Source organism: Acetobacter sp. A11-2, assembly GCF_040208445.1.
In the GTDB taxonomy this organism is placed as follows: domain Bacteria; phylum Pseudomonadota; class Alphaproteobacteria; order Acetobacterales; family Acetobacteraceae; genus Acetobacter; species Acetobacter oryzoeni.
Window position 1 is genome coordinate 2232533 of sequence record NZ_CP157843.1, and the last position, 18191, is coordinate 2250723.

An 18191-nucleotide genomic window follows, 5' to 3' on the forward strand; every position below is an offset into this window, starting at 1 on the left:
TGTATGTTCTGCATGTTTTTTATTTCTGCCAGAGCTGTACTGTATTCTCATGTCGTTGTTTTCAAAACTTGGTACCAGCTTACGGTTTTATGTATCACTTGCCGTTATTGGTATTATTTTTCTGGCATTGGACGCAGGCTCTTTTCTGCTACGTCACGCACTGCCGGAAGGGCCAAAACGCCGTAAAATAGGGCAGGCATGGCTTTGTTTTATGGCCCGGCTTGCAGTGCGTTATCTTGAAGCGGCCGGTATTTTGGAATGTGACCTGGCAGAGCTTAACACCCTTAAAAACGTTCCCAATATTATACTGGTTGCTAACCACCCCTCACGATTGGACAGTCTTATTCTAGCCTCTGCCCTGCCGCATCTGGTTTGCGTTACCAAGGCCTCTATTTGGGAGCGTCCAACCTTAGGCAGCACATTACGCACTGCGGGTTATATTCGGCATGATAGCCTTTTGCGGCTGATCGGACCTGCTTCTGAACGCCTGAAAGAAGGTAATCAGTTACTTCTGTTTCCCGAAGGCACACGTTCCCGCGCAGGAACAGAACCCAGCCCCATGCAGCCGGGTTTTGCTGCTATTGCACAGCGCACACGCCTGCCCGTGCAAACGCTCCTGATCAAAACGGACTCACCTTATCTTTCTCAAGGATGGCCTTTTTTGAAGCAGCCTCCCCTCCCTATGCGCTATCAAATACAAACTGGCCCGCACTTTCCTGCCCCCGCCAGAGATGAAGCAAGCGGGCGCGCTTTGCTTGAAGCTGTTGAAAGCTGGTTGAAAGACCATTTGGCCTGAATGCAAAACAGGCTCAGCATGAGTGGTTTCATGCTGAACCTGCATCATAGAAATACTATTCCGCTTCACCTTATTCCTGAGGAATAGGCGGTAACGTAGAATCTACCGTGATTGGGTGATCCCCCTGAAGTATCTTTTTAACTTCAGCCTCGCTTCCCACAGCTGGTGGTGACCCTCGCAAAGGCATGCAAGCTGTTTCCTTCACCGTCAGCATTGTCACAATACCAACAACACCCGCAAACATGAGGTAATAAGCTGGCATAAGCAGGTTACCCGTATGCCCCACCAGCCATGCTGTTACCAACGGTGTTGTGCCACCAAACATGGAAACAGATACGTTAAACGCCATAGAAAGCGCGGTATATCTGATAGGTGTATAGAAAAGCGCTGGCAAAGTGGATGGCATGCTGCTGGTAAAGCAGACAAGCGCAAGACCAAGAAGCATAAGGCCCGCAAAAATCAGCCAATCATTCCCACTCTGCAACAGCAGAACTGAAGGAATAGACAGCACCAGAAGAGCAATACAGGCACCGATAATCATGGGGCGACGCCCCAGTTTATCGCTTAAATACCCACCCATTACGTTCAATGGCATCATCATCAGCATAACGATGATAATCAGCAAAAGCCCTTTGCTTTCAGCATAGCCTAAAGCAACCGTCAGATAGCTGGGGATGTACGTCAGCAGCATATAGTCGGTTACGTTAAATACCAGCACAAGGCCCATGCATTTGAGCAACTGGCGCCAATGCACACGTAGCAGTTCACCCCAGCCCGGTTTTTCATCATCCCGCTGCGCGGCCTGTTCTGCATACGCTTGAAAAGCTGGCGTTTCTTCCAACCGGGAGCGCATATATACCCCCAGCAGCCCCAGTGGGCCGGCAATTAAAAAGGGAATACGCCATCCCCACTGCAACATGGCCGTATGGCTCAGGCCAATTTGCAAGGCTGTTACAATGCCTGCGCCTGCCACATATCCAGCCAGAGTACCAAACTCCAGCCAACTGCCCATAAGCCCGCGATTTTTATCGGTGGAATATTCTGCGATAAAGGTGGCCGCACCGGCATATTCCCCACCGGTTGAAAACCCCTGCACCAAACGCGCCAGCAGCAAGAGCAACGGAGCCCATAAACCAATTTGGGCATAAGATGGAATCAGGCCGATAGAGAACGTGCCGATTGCCATTGCGATCATGGTAAAGGCCAGTACTTTCTGCCGCCCGTACCGATCCCCCAGCGGCCCAAAAACCATACCGCCAAGAGGCCTGACCAGAAATGCAACAGTAAACGTAGCAAAAGTTGCAATCAGACGAGTGGCAGCATCATCCGATGGAAAAAAGACCTGCCCCAGCGTGACGGCAATATAACCATAGACACCAAAGTCGAACCACTCCATGGCATTACCCAAAGCGGCTGCGCCCACTGCTTTGTTTAACATCTGGGCATCAACAACAGTAATGTCCTGCGGCTTCATCTGTTTACGGCGCTTAAACCAACCAAAATGCGCGTGCGCCGCTCCAGAATCCTTCATAAAATATTCCCTCACCTCTTATTTCATACGTAATGTGCATCTAAAATATTATCATTGTGCAGAAATTTATTCAATATTTTTCTAAATTATACTATTTTATGATGTTTTGTTTGGTAAAGTAATTTACACATTAAAAAACAATACTTTAAACAACTTTAGTATACCCATTGAATGCAAAACAAAGTCATGCCTTAGAAACGAAATACCAGCATGAATGTTGCATTCTCCGTAAATGAAAAACTCTTTGCGTTCACTGAGGAACGCCGCATATCCATAAACAGTTATAAAGAGGCTTCTGTTTTGATGAGCCTATCCATTCTCCTTCGCCTATACTCAGCAAAGAGAAATTCCTCATGTCACGCATAAAACAGATCATATATACAGGAATGGCTTTAGGATGCTTAGCAGTGCCAGCTTTTGCGCAGAGCACTTCTAAACCGCACAGGGCAGGCCCCATGCCGCAATCTTCCATTTATTCTGATGGAACGGGCGATAATATGATCGACAGACTTAACAATGCTCAACTCGATCAGAATTACCAAGGGCCTTATTACTTACCAGGACAAAAAATCCCGCCCTTTAAAAGCACACCACGCAGCCAATTAGAAAATGCTGACACTGTTTCAAAAAACAACACGGATAATTCAGCAAAACAACCAAAAGAGAATACTGCTACCTCAAAATAAAATACATTTTTAAGGTGTTCCCCTGCTTCTCGCAAAGCAGGGGAATTTCAAACTTACCTATTTGGGAATCATCAGGTGTAATAAAGAGGCCCCGGCAAAAAACACTGCGGTACTCAGCGTCCAGATAGCTACAAACCATCCAATCCGTGCCCCAATATTCTTTGGGGCACCATCGCCATTTCCCTGAACAATTTTAGTGATAGCCATCTGTTTCCGTCACCTTTCCGCGAAACACACGATAGGAATAAATTGTGTAGGTTAGGATAATTGGTAGCAGAATAACTGTGCCAACAAGCTGGAACAATTGGCTACTTGGGGGGGCCGAAACATCCCAAAGTGTCAGACCGGGCGGCACAATATAAGGCCAAACCGTAATACCCAAACCGGAAAGGCATAAAAAGAACCAGCCGAGCGCACATAGAAATGGGCCTTTGGAATGTTCATGCCTTAAGCCACGCACGAACAGAACGCCCAACACAGCCACAAGAACTGGCACAGGAAGAACAAAAACGATATTGGGCCAATCTGTCCAACGGCGTAAATAAGGTGCATGCAACAGTGGTGTCCACAGACTGACAGCTACAATCCCCACAAACAACCCGATGGCCAGCTTACTTGCCCAGCGGCGGCAAGATGCTTCTAGCGCTCCGGTCGTGCGCCAAATCAGCCAGGTTGCTCCTAACAAAGCATAACCACACATCACGGCGAGACCACACAGAATGCTAAAAGGCGTCAGCCAATCAAGCGCACTTCCGGCAAAGGCACCATCAACAACTTTTACACCCTGAACAACGCCCCCAAGAATGGCGCCCTGACAAAATGCGGCAATGCCAGACCCTGCCATGAAACCGACATTCCATAACTTCTCGCGGCCTGTACCATGTGTCATGACCCGAAATTCAAATGCCACGCCACGAAAAATCAGCGCCAGCAGCATAAGAATGATTGGTAAGTAAAACGCAGGCAAAAGCGTACCATATGCTCCCGGAAATACACCGTAAAGCACAGCCCCACCCAGCACCATCCATGTTTCATTGCCATCCCATACCGGGGCAATGGTGCTCACCATCACATTGCGGCGGCCAGGATCACGCTCCAATGCAAACAGCATGCCAATGCCAAGATCAAAACCATCCAGAATGACGTAGATCGAAATAGCCGCTACCAAAATAACGGCCCATATAATCGGGAGCCAATATGTAAGATCCATTATATTCAAGCTCCCTTACCAGAAGTAGATTCAATAACTTCCGGATGCATACGTTCTGCCAAAATGTCGGATGCGTTTGCAGAGCTGGTTTCCTGCTCACCTTCCTGCGGTGCGTGCCCCAGTTGGCGCACCAAAATGCCAATGCCAGAACCAAACACAATCACATACACCACAACAAAGGCTGTCATTGTTATAGCCATGCTGGGCAGCATAATTGGTGAAACACTTTGCGATGTTCTGAGCAGACCATAAACTGTCCAAGGCTGCCGCCCCACTTCCGTGGTAACCCAGCCACACAGCAAGGCCAGAAAACCTGCTGGCGCCATACACACCGCAACACGATGGAACACAGCGTTCGTAAACAAGGTACGTGTACGCCGCAGCCACAAAGACCAGAAGCCAACCAACATCATGAGCACACCAAGTGCAACCATGATACGGAAGGAAAAGAAGATAACCTGTGAGGGTGGACGTTGATCACGCGGGAAGTCTTTCAGCCCCGGCACTTTGCCTTCCAGACTATGCGTTAAAATCAGGGAGCCAAGCAGCGGAACCTTTACCGCGTAATCGGTATGCTCGGTTTTCATGTTGGGAATACCAAACAAAAGCTCCGGCGCACGGGCTGTGGAATCCCAATCCCCTTCCATAGCTGCAATTTTTGCTGGCTGATATTTCAAGGTATTCAGGCCATGCGCATCACCTGCCATGATCTGTAGCGGGGCGACAATAGCTGCCATCCACATGGCCATAGAAAACATAGTACGCACTGGAGCCGTAGCGGCTTTGCCTTCTCGCCGCGCTTTAAGCATATGCCACGCGCCTGTTGCGCCAACAATAAAGGCAACAGACAAAAAAGCCGCTAACCCCATGTGTACCAAACGGAATGGGAAAGACGGATTAAAGATAATGGCCAACCAATCTGCTGGCATAAAACGCCCTGTTGCGGGATCTATCATGTAGCCACGCGGCGTTTGCATCCATGAGTTGGAAGACAGTATCCACGTCATGGAAATCAAAGTGCCGACTGATACACAGCACGTAGCCGCAAAATGCAACTTGCGCCCAACCTTGTTCATGCCGAATAGCATGATGCCAAGAAACCCGGCCTCAAGAAAAAAGGCTGTCATAACCTCATAAGACAAAAGAACCCCTGTAATAGGTCCTGCCTTTTGAGAAAAAACCGACCAGTTCGTGCCGAATTCATACGACATCACCAGACCGGAGACCACGCCCATACCAAAAACGATTGAAAACACCTTGATCCAGTAACGATATAGATCAAGGAAAACAGAACGTCCGGTTTTCAGCCAGCATCCTTCCAATACAGCCAAGTAAGCTGCCAGCCCAATTGAAAAGGCCGGAAAGATGATATGAACACCAACAGTAAAGGCAAACTGGAAGCGCGCCAAAAGAAGCGCAATATCATGCGCAGGTTGCATAGGTTCTTTCCAAACTTATAATTGTGGTATTTTGACCGAAAATTGACGTTGGATATTAATGAAAACGCTATCTATACGCCGTTAATGCCATAAATGTGCATTATACACCGGAAACAACACCACCATGATTTGGTTATAAACCTAGATCAACAGTAAGTGTGCGTCCAAGACCTTTTACTTATCTTATGATAAAAGGTGCTTATCATAGAAAAATATTATCTGATGGATGTGTTTATTAGATACCACCTGCCATCTTGCCACAAATATTCATCTGCCTATGCTAGGCATCCGTTGCGATTATATAACGCGTCATGCATTCAGGAGTTCCCTCACAGTGGTTACACCGCAGCCAGTTGATACCAAATTAACGCAATCGGCCCTTTTTCTTGTGATGACCCTGAATGATGCCCCCACGGTGCGCACTCAGGTTCTGGATCTGCTTGGTGATATTTCTTCACTTGTACGAGGTGTCGGGTTTCGTATTCCTGATGGAAAATTAAGCTGTATTGCCGGTATTGGCTCAAACACATGGGATCTCCTTTTTGGCGCACCACGCCCTAAGGAGCTTCATCCTTTTCAGGAAATTAACGGCGTTCATCACGCCCCCTCAACACCGGGGGACCTTCTGTTTCATATACGCGCTACGCGTATGGATTTATGCTTTGAACTGGCAACAGCCCTTACCTCCCGCTTAGAAGGTGCTGCAAAAGTTGTAGATGAGGTACACGGCTTTAAGTATTTTGATGCACGAGATCTGCTCGGTTTTGTTGATGGCACCGAAAACCCAACCGGGCAGGCAGCTTTTGCAGCAACTGTTATTGGAGATGAAGACCCAGCCTTTACGGGCGGTAGTTACGTTATTGTGCAGAAATACCTGCATGACCTGAAAAAATGGGATGCCATACCAACTGAGGTTCAGGAACACATTATCGGCCGTAAAAAAGTATCCGACATAGAATTGCCCGAAGCCGCCAAACCCAGCTACGCGCACAATGTTCTGACCAACATTGAAGAAAACGGGCAGCAGCTTCAAATTGTGCGTGACAACATGCCTTTTGGGGAAGTGGGTAAAGGAGAGTTTGGCACATACTTTATTGGCTATGCGCGTTCTCCTGCACGCACAGAGCAGATGTTACAAAATATGTTTATCGGAAAGCCCCCGGGCAATTACGATAGAATTCTAGATGTCAGCACAGCGGTAACAGGGTCGCTTTTCTTTATTCCCACCAGTGAGTTTCTTGACGATGCTCCCAACTTCGGCACAGAAAATACACAGGCATCTCCAGAACCTGTAACGGCTCCTCAAACCCCCAAAGCTCTGCACGGTTCTCTTGGCATTGGATCATTAAACAATAAGGACGCCTAAAACATGAACAACCTGCATAAACATCTCGCCCCCATTTCTCACGCAGCTTGGGCTGAAATTGAACAGGAAGCCTCTCGCGCCATTCGTCGCAATCTGGCTGGCCGGCGCGTGGTTGATACACCAGAACCCAAAGGTACAGCATTTTCCAGCGTTGGCACGGGCCGTAACAAACAGATCCAGCCGCCAAGTGATGGCGTACAGGCTGTACAGCGCGAAGTGCTTCCACTTATTGAAGTGCGCGTGCCCTTTACCTTATCACGCGCGGAAATTGATGCCGTAGAACGTGGCTCTCTGGATTCTGATTGGCAGCCCGTTAAGGATGCCGCCCAAAAAATTGCCTTTGCGGAAGACCGTGCTATTTTCGATGGCTATACCGCCGCTGGCATTAAGGGCATTCGGCAGGCATCATCCAACCCTCATACAAAACTGCCGGCTTCTGCAAAAGATTACCCTCGGGCTATTACCAGTGCGCTGGACACCTTGCGCCTCGCTGGTGTCAACGGCCCTTATGCCCTCGTTCTTGGCACAAAAGCTTATCAAGCCGTGAGTGGCGGAGATGATGTTGGCTACCCCGTGCTTAAGCATATTGAAAGCCTGATTGAAGGAGAACCCATTTGGGCTCCAGCTATTGAAGGTGCCTTTGTTATCTCCAAACGTGGTGGAGATTTACAGCTTGATATCGGGCAGGACTTTTCTATCGGCTATCTAAGCCATACAGCAGAAACCGTTGAATTGTATCTTCAGGAAAGCTTCACTTTCCGTGTGCTTACAAGCGAAGCAACTGTCTGCATCGCGTAACTTTTTAAAGAGGTGTCGTGCCATTGACGGTAAGACCGTCACGACACCTCACTTAAACATCCAATAAATATCATTATTTATCTTATTTTATGAATAAACAATTGATTTGTATTTATCAAAAATAATTCCTTATTTAGATATTATAATATATTTTTAATTACGCCATATAATATATAAAAAGTTTTTTACTTTTTTATTTCTGGTTTAACTTAAATAAATGCAAATAAAATAGGTTACACACCCCATAAAAACTCCAATAAACTCTATGTAGTTTATTTTTATAAAACAAACTATACATCAAATCTACGGCATTTCGATTCTGCAATGACTTCCCTGATCTTGCGATTACTGTTATTGCATTATCGAAACAAGGTGCGTTCCATTAAATATACTGCAGATTTCGCACTGTCTGTTGTTATGGAGATAGAAATTTTGGACACAAAAACGTCTTCATCCCACCCCCTTCAACAGACTTCAGAAGGATATAAACAAGCGTTAGGCAAACGTCAGATCCAAATGATCTCTATAGGAGGCGCAATTGGCACTGGTCTTTTTCTTGGCGCAGGAAGCAGGCTTCAGGCTGTAGGCCCCTCTCTTGCAATCGTTTATCTCGTTTGCGGCATTTTTTCCTTCCTTATGCTCAGAGCATTGGGGGAACTGGTTATGTACCGGCCTACCAGCGGCAGTTTTGTTTCCTACGCGCTGGAATTTCTGGGGCCTCGTGCTTCTTATGTCGCGGGTGCACTGTCGTTTTTCAGTTGGGCCATGACAGGTATTGTCGATATTACCGCCATTGCCCTTTACATGCATTTCTGGGGCATATTTGCGGCTGTTCCTCAATGGGTCATGGCGTTAATGGCCCTTATGGTCATCACATCAATGAATCTTATTGGTGTAAAATGGTTTGGCGAGATGGAATTCTGGTTCTCGCTGATTAAAGTTGCCGCACTTTTAATTTTTCTTGTTGTGGGAAGTGCTATTTTAGGCCTGCGCGTTCCAATTGATGGACACACAACTGGCCTGCAGTTGATTACTGAGCATGGTGGCCTATTCCCTCATGGAGCACTCCCTGCGCTTGCTCTCATGCAAGGTGTTGTCTTCGCCTATTTTGGTATTGAGATGATTGGCACTGCCGCTGGTGAATGCCAGAATGTGCGTGAAATCCTGCCATCTGCCATCAACAATGTTATTTGGCGGATTATTATTTTTTACGTTGGTACTGTTACTCTTCTTGTGCTGCTTCTGCCGTGGTCATCTTATCAGGCAGGGATTAGTCCATTTGTAACGTTTTTTTCCAAACTGGGTGTTCCGGGAGTAGATTCCCTTATGAACATTGTGGTGCTCACCGCAGCACTTTCCAGCCTGAACTCTGGCCTTTATTCCACAGGCCGAGTGCTTCGGGCGCTGGCGCTCAACGGTTCCGCACCACGTTACCTCACACATATGAACAAACAATCTGTGCCAGCAGCTGCCATTCTTACAACTGTTGCCATTTATCTGGTTGGTGTTGGGTTAAACTACCTTCTGCCATCACAAATTTTTGAAATCGTTCTTAATATGGCGTCTTTGGGAATAATCAGCACCTGGTGCTTTATTCTCTTATGCCAGATCAAATTGCGCCAAGCTATTAAGGCTGGTCGCATTGCTCCTACAGGTTTTGCAATGCCTGGAGCCCCTTTTACATCCTGGCTAAGCATTGTGTTTTTCCTTTGCATTTTACTGCTGATGGCGCTGGATTACCCAACCGGCACCATGTCCATCGCCGCTATTCCATTATTGGCTGTTGTGCTCATTATCGGATGGAAAACCTCCAGCCAGAAGCCACACAATATTGTTCCACAAACACTCTCCTCAGTGGAACTTACTGATGATGCAAACTTTCCATGTGCGGAAAACAATCAGGTTTCCAAGGAGCACATTTGATGAGCAGCATTATCAGATATTTTTCTTCTAAATCTTTGCGTTTCCTTCTGCCTCTTGCCTTATCCGCCATTACTGCAACCACATACTCTCATAGCGCATACGCTGCCGATCAGTGGTACACGGGGTCTCTTGTTTCTCCATCAGGCCCCCTCTCCAAACAGGGTATGTTCCTTTTAGAACCTTATATGTACTACTCTGTACCCTCAGGTATGATCGGGCCGCACAATAATAATGTGCCCATGTCCTCCCCACGTCAGCAATCGGTTACCAGCTTTACCATTTACCGATATGCCTTAACTGATTACCTGAGTATTCAAACCACTCCGGCCATCAGCTATCGGTGGAAGCATGGTGATACAACCAGTAGTGGCCTGAAAATTGGGGATGTTCCCGTTGATCTGATGTGGCGCTATCTGACGGCAGACCCCAAACGGTTTATTCCCACACTCAATCTGATTACCGGCGTTTCCTTTCCTACGGGTGATTACTCTCATCTGGGACGCTCGCAGGATGGTGTTGGCAGTGGGGTTTACACATACCGCGCAACATTAACCGAACAATCCACATACACCATGCCCAATAACCACGAGTTGCGGTTACGGCTATGGGCAACCTTCCGCCGAGCACTTAATTCTGCTCACCTAAGAGATGTTACAAGTTATGGCACCACACGCGGTTTCCGTGGTCACGGACAGCCCGGCATGTATGGTGAAGCAGGATTTTCCTTGGAATATGGCATTACTCAAAGATGGGTTTTTGCAATTGACGTAGCGCGAGATTGGGCCAATGGCTCCCGCCTAAAGGGACACTACGCTTCTGGCCTGAAAGTAGATGAACTCAGCTCGGGTTCGGGAGATTGGCAGGTTGCCCCAGCATTAGAATACAACTGGACACCCAATTATGGCGTGATTGCTGGTGTTTCTGTTTATTATGCGGGGCATAATACATCCCGCGTTGTATCACCACAGTTTGCCTTTAACGCATTATACTGACCGGATTTACAAAACCTAGCCTCCCTTCCTTATTCACTCTTTGCCCACAAAAAATCCCCACTCGTAAGTGGGGATTTTTCTTAGGCTCATTCTAGTCGTTCTTTATTTCTGCGCAGCACCATCAGGCAGCGCATAGGCAATAATATAATCGCCTACATCTGGAGAATGGCTCATACCACCGGCAGAAATAACAATATATTCCTTACCCGTTTTAGGTGAACGATAGATCAGTGGTGCTGCCACGGCTCCAACTGGCAAACGCTCACGCCACACTTCCTTGCCGTTGGCAGAATTAAGCGCCCGCAAATAATAATCCTGCGTTCCTGCAAAAAAGACTAACCCAGAAGCTGTGGAGGTTGGCCCCCCAAGCGTGGGCATACCCATAGGAATTGGCAAATGGGTTTTAATACCCATAGGGCCCAGATCCTGCGTGGTGCCCATTGGCACCTGCCACAGCAATTTCTTGGTATGCAGGTCAATCGCACTCATGGTGCCAAAAGGTGGTGTGTTGCACGGCACCGCAAGTGGTGACTGCAGAATATCAATTCTTACACCAGAATAAGGCCCTGCAATTTGCGGGCGTATTGTACCCATAAAGCCCGGCACTTCATCTGTAGAAGATTTATATTTTTTAGCTTCTTCGTGCGTCACCAAAGACATACGCAAGGGCATACGCATGTCATTTACAAACATAACGCCCTTAGCTTCATCAATAGAGATGCCGCCCCAGTTCATACCGCCCAAAAGGCTCGGCCATTCAATGTAAGGCTTTTCACCCGGTGGGGTAAACGGCCCTTCATAAACAGAGTTCTTGAACATGATCCGGCAATAAAGCTGATCAAACGTGCTCACACCCCACATAGCGCTTTCTGTAAGCGGATCTGCACCAATAACGGGCATCCCCACCGAGAAAGGTTGTGTAGGAGAAAGATGCTCGCCCTGTGCGGAAGGAGACGTGGCAACCTTGCGTTCCTGCACCTCGGTCACCGGAGTGCCTGTTCGACGATCCACAACAAAAATATGGCCGGTTTTTGTAGTCTGGATCAGTGCTGGAATTTTTTCACCCTGTGCATTTGTAACCGTATACAGCACAGGTTGAGAAGGCAGATCATAATCCCATACATCGTGATGAACTGTTTGAAAAACCCATTTGGTTTTGCCTGTTGCTGCATCCACAGCCACAATGGCAGCACCAAACTTTTCTTTTACAGCATCACGGTCACCACCCCAGTAATCTGGTGGGCCATTGCCTGTAGGCAAATACACAAGATTGAGTTCTTTATCATATGTCGGAACCGTCCACACATTAGGCGTTTCCAATGTATAGGTCTGGCCTTCTGGCGGTGCGCCAGTGTTGTCCGGATGGCCAACATCCCACGCCCAAACCAAGGAACCATTCCGCACATCATATGCACGCACAACGCCCGATGGCTCACCGTGCACGATATCACGCACCCAGCCACCAATAACAGCCACATGCCCCATAACAACAGGCATAGAAGTTGGATGGTAACGTCTGCCCCTTTCTACCGGCCCCATCTGAGGTTTAAGATCCACTGCACCATCAACACCAAAACCAGCGCATGGTGTGCCTGTATGTGCATCTAGCGCGATAAAACGGGCATCTACCGTTGAAACCAGAATACGCTGTCGGCACATCTGTGCTGAATCAGCTGTTTTTTCTGCTTCGGTAAGTGATACATCTTTATCAATATCGTAATAACCAACACCGCGGCATGTTACGTGCTCTGCAGTATGAGCTTTCGGGTCAAACTTCCAGATCGGTTTACCTGTATCAGCATCCAGTGCCGTGATAAGGTTTTCTGGCGTGCAGGAATACAATACATTCCCAATTTGTTCGGGCGTATTTTCATCAACCCCTGTTCCCGCACCACGTATCCGCCGACCTGTATGATACACCCAGGCGACTTTCAGCTTATCAACATTTTGCGGGGTAATCTGGGTATACGGTGCGTAACGCGTTCCGGCTGCATTCCTGCCAAAAAACTCCCAATCTTCTGGCCCATCAGCTTTATCTGTCTGTGCCAATTCGGGATTTTTTTCTGCTACTTCTGGAGAAATAATCTGCCCATGTGGGTAAAATGCTTCAACAAGAGTAAGCAGCAAACATCCAACAATACCTAAACCTGTAAAAACGCTTTTGCGCCGTACTGATTGGCTGATATTGGAAAAGGTCGCCACAGCCCAAATATTTAACGTGAATAAAATAGCTGGAACCACCAAGCGTGGCAGCAGGGCCCAATATCCAAATTCTGGGGTATCAAAGATAGCCCATAAGCACGTTGCAATAAATGTGCCTATAGCTACCCACAAAGAAAAACGATTTTTGAGAAAGACCAGAATAGCCGCCGCAATATATGCCAAGCCAGCAAGGAGGTAATAAGCAGATCCGCCCAAAAGAAGAAGTTTCCCCCCTCCATAAACAAGAGCACATCCTGCAAGAAAACTTATTAAAGAGAAAAAAGCGCGATAGATACCACCTAAAGGTGGTTGGTGATCTGTGGGCTGGATATCAGCCATTTTATCACTCCAATAATATCAATGTCCGGCACATAGGCCGATACGAGGTTAATGACTGACAATCAGAAAAAATTTGCTCTACGGCGTGTCGTCAGTTAAGCAGGATGATGATTGAGGCGAACTGCACGGCTGCGAGGAAGGTCGATTTCAGTTTATCGTAGCGGGTTGCGATAGCGCGAAACTGCTTGAGTTTATTGAAGAACCTCTCAACAAGGTTCCGTTCGCGATAGAGAGAAAAATCGGTTTTCCGTCGTGTCGTTCTGTTGCGTTTTGGCGGGATGACCGGGGTAATCCCGCGCTGTATCAGCCGATCGATCAACCTGTCCGCGTCATACGCCTTGTCAGCAAGGAAAGCATCCGGTTCGATGTTTTCCAGAAGTGGTTCTGCCTGGGTGATATCGGCATCCTGTCCCGGTGTGATGCCGAGTTCCACTGGATTGCCCAGAGCGTCGCAGATGGCATGGATCTTTGTAGTTAGCCCGCCTCGTGATCGTCCGATGGCCTGATCCGTGCCCCTTTTTTGAGAGCTCCGGCACTATGCTGATGCGCTCGGACAATTGTGCTGTCGATCATCATGTATTCGTTGTCGTAATCAGCGGCCAGATAACGAAATATCCGTTCGATGACGCCGCTTTCACACCAGCGGCGCAGACGCCGGTGCACGTTTTTCCAGTCACCGAAACGGGCAGGAAGGTCGCGCCATGGAATACCCGCGCGATAGCGATACAGCACCGCCTCCACGAACAGACGGTTGTTCACCGCAGTGCCGCCGACATAGCCTTCTCGACCAGGAAGAAGATCCTTTATCCGCTCCCACTGGTCATCGCGTAAACTATAGCGCCGCATCTGTCTGTCTCCCCAAAAAATGGGAAAACAGTCAGCACACGCAGACACAAAGTACAACCCTCACGTGCCACTCTCAGGGCTTAACTGACGACACGCCGTAGCAAACCGTGTAATAAAACTTTTTACACTGTGAAATTTTGCCGTGCCGGTTCTGAAGCGAACCACAGAACACCTTATTTTCTGCCGCGATAAAAAAAGCTCCTCACCTGCAAAGTAAGACTAAAAGAAAAACAGGCTGCTCTGTCTCGAAAATCATAGATATTGTCAAGCTGGGAAGACTTAGAAATCCGCACAATATTTGTAAATTTCAGAGCAAATATTTATGATTGCTAGGATAAAGCTTATGCGCGCTACCAGACTTTTGATAAAAACCTTAAAACATCACTCTCATTCATATCCTAATGAAATAGTATATTTTGCTGATTTTTTATACGTGTATGCGAAAACACCCTCATCTAAGGCATACATCCTCAAAAATCCGTCAACATGAACGTGCTAATCTACATATTTCATGACATCAAATATTAAAGAGTGCATTTTCCAAATTTACTTTATGAATGTAATGGAAATTATATACGATATGCGCATATAATTATTTATATAAATTAGAAATATTATTGCATATTAAGAAAAGTATTTCATGACCATACATATAAATACTGTATGGTCATGAAATTTATGTTGGAAATAATAAAATTTACAGTTCGCCAGTTAAAAACTGAGCGCGCCCATAACCAAAACTCCAATGTTCTGCAGAATTTTCTACAACAGAAACCATGAGATCTGAAGGCTCTATGCCGCATTTCTGCTGCAGCGCTTCTGCCAGCAAACGATAAAACTCCGCAAACTGCTCCTTAGAACGTGGGCGCGATGTAACCTGAAGTAACACGAACTTGTTCGTACGCGGGATATCCAACCCAGTATCTTCAATAACCATATGGTTAGAATCATGCTCAGAAACAATCTGATATCGATCACGCTCTGGCACCTTAAAGGCCGCCAGCATGGCTCCATGCGCAGCATCTAATAATGTGCGAATTTCTTCTGGATTACGGCCTTTAACAAGATGGAAGTGAAGAAGAGGCATAACAATTCCTTTACAAAATCAACTGAACAAAAACAGTTTACTCACAAACAGTTTCAAGAACTTTACGGAAAGAGCCAATCATACCCCGCAATTCCTGCTCTGACGCAACAAAAGGAGGGCCAAAAGAAACCGTATCTCCCGTACAACGAAGCAAAAGCCCTTGACGTAGGCCTTCTTCAAAAATAGCAGACCATCGTGCGCCAGCTTTGCCTTCTATGGGTTTGATATCCACAGCAGCAGTTAAACCGATATTACGGATATCAGAAACACAAGATAGATCTTTCAAACTGTGCACTTCTTCTTCAAGAACTGGCTCCAGTTCACGCACACGGGCAAAAATATCTTCACTTTCCATAATATCGAGCACAACATGCCCCACAGCTGCCGCCAAAGGATGCCCAGAATACGTATATCCATGACAGAATTCTATGGCACTTTCAGGACCTGTCATAAATGTGTTGTAAATTTCATCCGTAACAATCACCCCGCCCATCGGCACCACACCGTTTGTAACAGCTTTGGCAAACGTGATGATATCAGGTTTTACACCAAATCTCTGGGCCGCAAACGGAGCACCCATACGACCGAACCCTGTAATCACTTCATCAAAAATAAGAAGGATACCATTTTGCGTACAAATCTCACGCAAACGTTCCAAATACCCTACAGGAGGCACCAGCACTCCAGTTGACCCTTGCACTGGTTCCACAATAACTGCAGCAATTGTAGAGGCATCGTGCAACGCAACCAATCGCTGCAAATCCTCGGCCCGTTCAGCTCCCCATGTTGGCTGACCATGTGAAAAAGCTGCATATTCTGGTTCGTACGGATGCCGAAGATGGTCCACCCCCGGCATCATACATGGCGCAAACATCTTACGGTTGGATACAATGCCCCCAACAGACATCCCCCCAAAACCAACCCCATGATATCCGCGCTCACGCCCTATCATACGAAAGCGATTACCTTCCCCCTTAATACGGTGGAAACCTAAGGCAACCTTCAAAGCCGTATCTACAGACTCTGAACCAGAATTTGCAAAAAACACATGGTTCATTCCTTCGGGAGCCATCTCTGCAATGCGTTCAGCAAGGCTTATGGCACCAGAATGCGTCATCTGAAAACTCGGTGCAAAGTCCAGCGTTTCCACCTGCGTTTTAACAGCTTCTGCAATGCGTGGGTGAGCATGCCCCAAAGGAGTACACCATAGGCCTGAAAGCGTATCCAGCAAACGCGTACCGTTGATAGACGTATAATAAATACCTTCGGCTTTTGTAAGCATTCGAGGTTCTGGGTTGGCGCGCAATAGCCTATTGCTTGTAAAAGGCTGCCAGTAAGTGCCCTTACGCGCTTCATTTACAGAATCAAAATTGCTGCTCATGTCTACCATAGCATGGGTTCCATCATAATGATGTGTTTGAACTTCTGTCTTGCACGGAAGTCAGTAAATAACCGTAACAAAATACCATGTGTTATGATATGTACAGAAGCACCATTTAATCTGGAATCTGTACAGGTATAAAATGCCCTTCTCTCGCCCCCCTTTGTTCCAATTCAAAGTAGATCAGAGAGAGACGCTCACACACCATCTTGTTCAATTTATACAAAAAGAAATTGAACACAGGCATATCGCTCCAGGAGAACGTCTTCCTTCCATTAGAAAACTTGCTGATATTTTTTCTATCAGCCATGTAACAGCTGCCAATGTGTACAATAAACTATCTGAAAAAGGATATATTCATTCTAAAAACCGCAGCGGATATTACGTAACAAAAATACCCGTTACATCTACATACACACAATCATCATTCAATCCTGAGTGGCTTTTGCAGCATGCTTATGAAGATACATCTCCGCATATTAAAGCAGGTGGTGGCTGGCTTTCCGAACAGCAAATATTTACATCATCTATTCAAAAATCTTTAAAATGTATTACACAATCAAATTTCATTCCTTCTCTTATGGAGTATGGAGATCCTGCTGGATTACGATTACTGCGAACAGATATTCGTCACCTTTTAGAACGCAGGAATGTACATACAATAGAAAGTGCCATCACCCTTACACATGGAGCCAGTCAAGCTCTTGAACTCTCCTTACGAGCATGCACACGTCCCGGAGATATCGTATTAGTTGATGATCCCGGCTATTGTAATCTTTACCTTTTACTCAAAAACCTCAATTTACGGGCTGTTGGTATTCCATACACCAAAGAAGGACCAGATATAGATGTCTTGCTAAAAATACAATATCAGACAAAAGCACGCATTATGGTTACAACTTCAGTTTTACATAATCCGACTGGTTCGTGCACATCTGCGGACAATATTCGTAAAATAAATGATATTTCAAAAAAAATTGGTATAACGTTAATCGAAGATAATATTTTTCTTGATCTTACACCAACTAGCCAACCTTTCTTATCACAAGAAAATAATAATGTTATTCATATAGGAAGCTTTTCAAAAACTATTGGTCCAGGTTTGCGGGTTGGCTATATTATTGCTCCCCCTGAAATAACCCGAAAAATTCTTTCTCACAAAATGTCAATCAGTCTCACAACACCACAAATCAATGAAATGATTGTACATAATATTTTAAAAAGTGGTTTATATATTACGCATCTCTCAGATTTACGTGAACAACTTTTTCAAAGCCAGAAGGCAGTCTCAAATTCCCTCAAATCTTCTGGACTTAAGGTTTATAATAGACCGATGGGAGGTTTATTTATCTGGGCACGATTTGCATATGACATCTCTCCTTTAACAATCACACAAATAGCCGCTGAAAATAATATTCTTTTAGCTCCTGGTTATCTATTTCGTCCCAACCAAGAACCATCACAATGGTTTCGTTTTAACGTAACACTCTCGGATAATAAAAAATTATATTCATTTTTGGAAAATATTACACGCACACAGTCACATAAATAAGGATGCAAGAATTATGATCTTGCATCCTTATTTATTTTTCTAA

Annotated in this window: 14 protein-coding genes; 7 read left to right on the top strand and 7 right to left on the bottom strand. The window is 46.2% G+C overall.

What is annotated here, in order from left to right; genetic code table 11:
• Positions 1-49: 49 nt before the first annotated feature.
• Positions 50-796 carry a 1-acyl-sn-glycerol-3-phosphate acyltransferase gene (locus ABNV41_RS10860; RefSeq protein ID WP_050818457.1) on the top strand — a complete coding sequence of 249 codons (747 nt, stop codon included), beginning with the start codon at positions 50-52 and terminating at the stop codon, positions 794-796.
• A gap of 70 nt (positions 797-866) precedes the next feature.
• On the opposite strand, the gene proP is transcribed toward ABNV41_RS10860, so the two are convergent.
• Positions 867-2327, bottom strand: coding sequence for a glycine betaine/L-proline transporter ProP (proP, locus tag ABNV41_RS10865; protein WP_050818458.1), 1461 nt, complete (start codon positions 2325-2327; stop codon positions 867-869).
• 353 nt (positions 2328-2680) lie between these two features.
• Here proP and ABNV41_RS10870 point away from each other — a divergent pair, with 353 nt between their 5' ends.
• Complete coding sequence (locus ABNV41_RS10870) at positions 2681-3013, top strand: hypothetical protein (RefSeq protein ID WP_196332580.1); 333 nt, start codon at positions 2681-2683, stop codon at positions 3011-3013.
• Between the two features lie 193 nt (positions 3014-3206).
• Here the strand turns inward: ABNV41_RS10870 and cydB are convergent, their stop codons facing one another.
• Positions 3207-4223, bottom strand: coding sequence for a cytochrome d ubiquinol oxidase subunit II (cydB, locus tag ABNV41_RS10880; protein ID WP_196332581.1), 1017 nt, complete (start codon positions 4221-4223; stop codon positions 3207-3209).
• A 5-nt stretch (positions 4224-4228) separates the two neighbouring features.
• A complete protein-coding gene (locus tag ABNV41_RS10885; protein WP_050818459.1) occupies positions 4229-5662 on the bottom strand; it encodes a cytochrome ubiquinol oxidase subunit I in 1434 nt (477 codons plus the stop codon).
• A gap of 334 nt (positions 5663-5996) precedes the next feature.
• Here ABNV41_RS10885 and ABNV41_RS10890 point away from each other — a divergent pair, with 334 nt between their 5' ends.
• The 4 genes from ABNV41_RS10890 (at position 5997) to ABNV41_RS10905 (ending at position 10741) form a co-directional block, all read left to right on the top strand.
• Complete coding sequence (locus tag ABNV41_RS10890) at positions 5997-7028, top strand: Dyp-type peroxidase (protein ID WP_050818460.1); 1032 nt, start codon at positions 5997-5999, stop codon at positions 7026-7028.
• A 3-nt stretch (positions 7029-7031) separates the two neighbouring features.
• Positions 7032-7826 carry a family 1 encapsulin nanocompartment shell protein gene (locus ABNV41_RS10895; RefSeq protein ID WP_050818461.1) on the top strand — a complete coding sequence of 265 codons (795 nt, stop codon included), beginning with the start codon at positions 7032-7034 and terminating at the stop codon, positions 7824-7826.
• 432 nt (positions 7827-8258) lie between these two features.
• A complete protein-coding gene (locus tag ABNV41_RS10900; RefSeq protein WP_408735224.1) occupies positions 8259-9749 on the top strand; it encodes an amino acid permease in 1491 nt (496 codons plus the stop codon).
• Complete coding sequence (locus tag ABNV41_RS10905; RefSeq protein WP_196332582.1) at positions 9749-10741, top strand: hypothetical protein; 993 nt, start codon at positions 9749-9751, stop codon at positions 10739-10741. The genes ABNV41_RS10900 and ABNV41_RS10905 overlap by 1 nt, the downstream gene beginning before the upstream one ends.
• Before the next feature lie 102 nt (positions 10742-10843).
• Here ABNV41_RS10905 and ABNV41_RS10910 read toward each other — a convergent pair whose 3' ends face one another.
• The 4 genes from ABNV41_RS10910 to ABNV41_RS10925 form a co-directional block, all read right to left on the bottom strand.
• On the bottom strand, positions 10844-13282 hold the full coding sequence (locus tag ABNV41_RS10910) for a membrane-bound PQQ-dependent dehydrogenase, glucose/quinate/shikimate family (RefSeq protein ID WP_050818462.1): 2439 nt from the start codon (positions 13280-13282) through the stop codon (positions 10844-10846).
• Positions 13283-13373: 91 nt separating this feature from the next.
• A protein-coding gene (locus ABNV41_RS10915; RefSeq protein ID WP_087651418.1) for an IS5 family transposase occupies positions 13374-14128 on the bottom strand; the annotation gives its coding sequence in 2 pieces (ribosomal slippage) (positions 13374-13789 and positions 13789-14128; 756 coding nt in all).
• A 697-nt stretch (positions 14129-14825) separates the two neighbouring features.
• On the bottom strand, positions 14826-15215 hold the full coding sequence (locus ABNV41_RS10920) for a tautomerase family protein (protein WP_128105897.1): 390 nt from the start codon (positions 15213-15215) through the stop codon (positions 14826-14828).
• 37 nt (positions 15216-15252) lie between these two features.
• Positions 15253-16605 carry an aspartate aminotransferase family protein gene (locus ABNV41_RS10925; protein ID WP_050818465.1) on the bottom strand — a complete coding sequence of 451 codons (1353 nt, stop codon included), beginning with the start codon at positions 16603-16605 and terminating at the stop codon, positions 15253-15255.
• Positions 16606-16738: 133 nt separating this feature from the next.
• On the opposite strand from ABNV41_RS10925, the gene ABNV41_RS10930 reads away from it, so the two are divergent.
• Entirely contained in the window at positions 16739-18148 is a 1410-nt protein-coding gene (locus ABNV41_RS10930; RefSeq protein ID WP_050818466.1) for a PLP-dependent aminotransferase family protein, read from the top strand.
• Positions 18149-18191 lie beyond the last annotated feature (43 nt).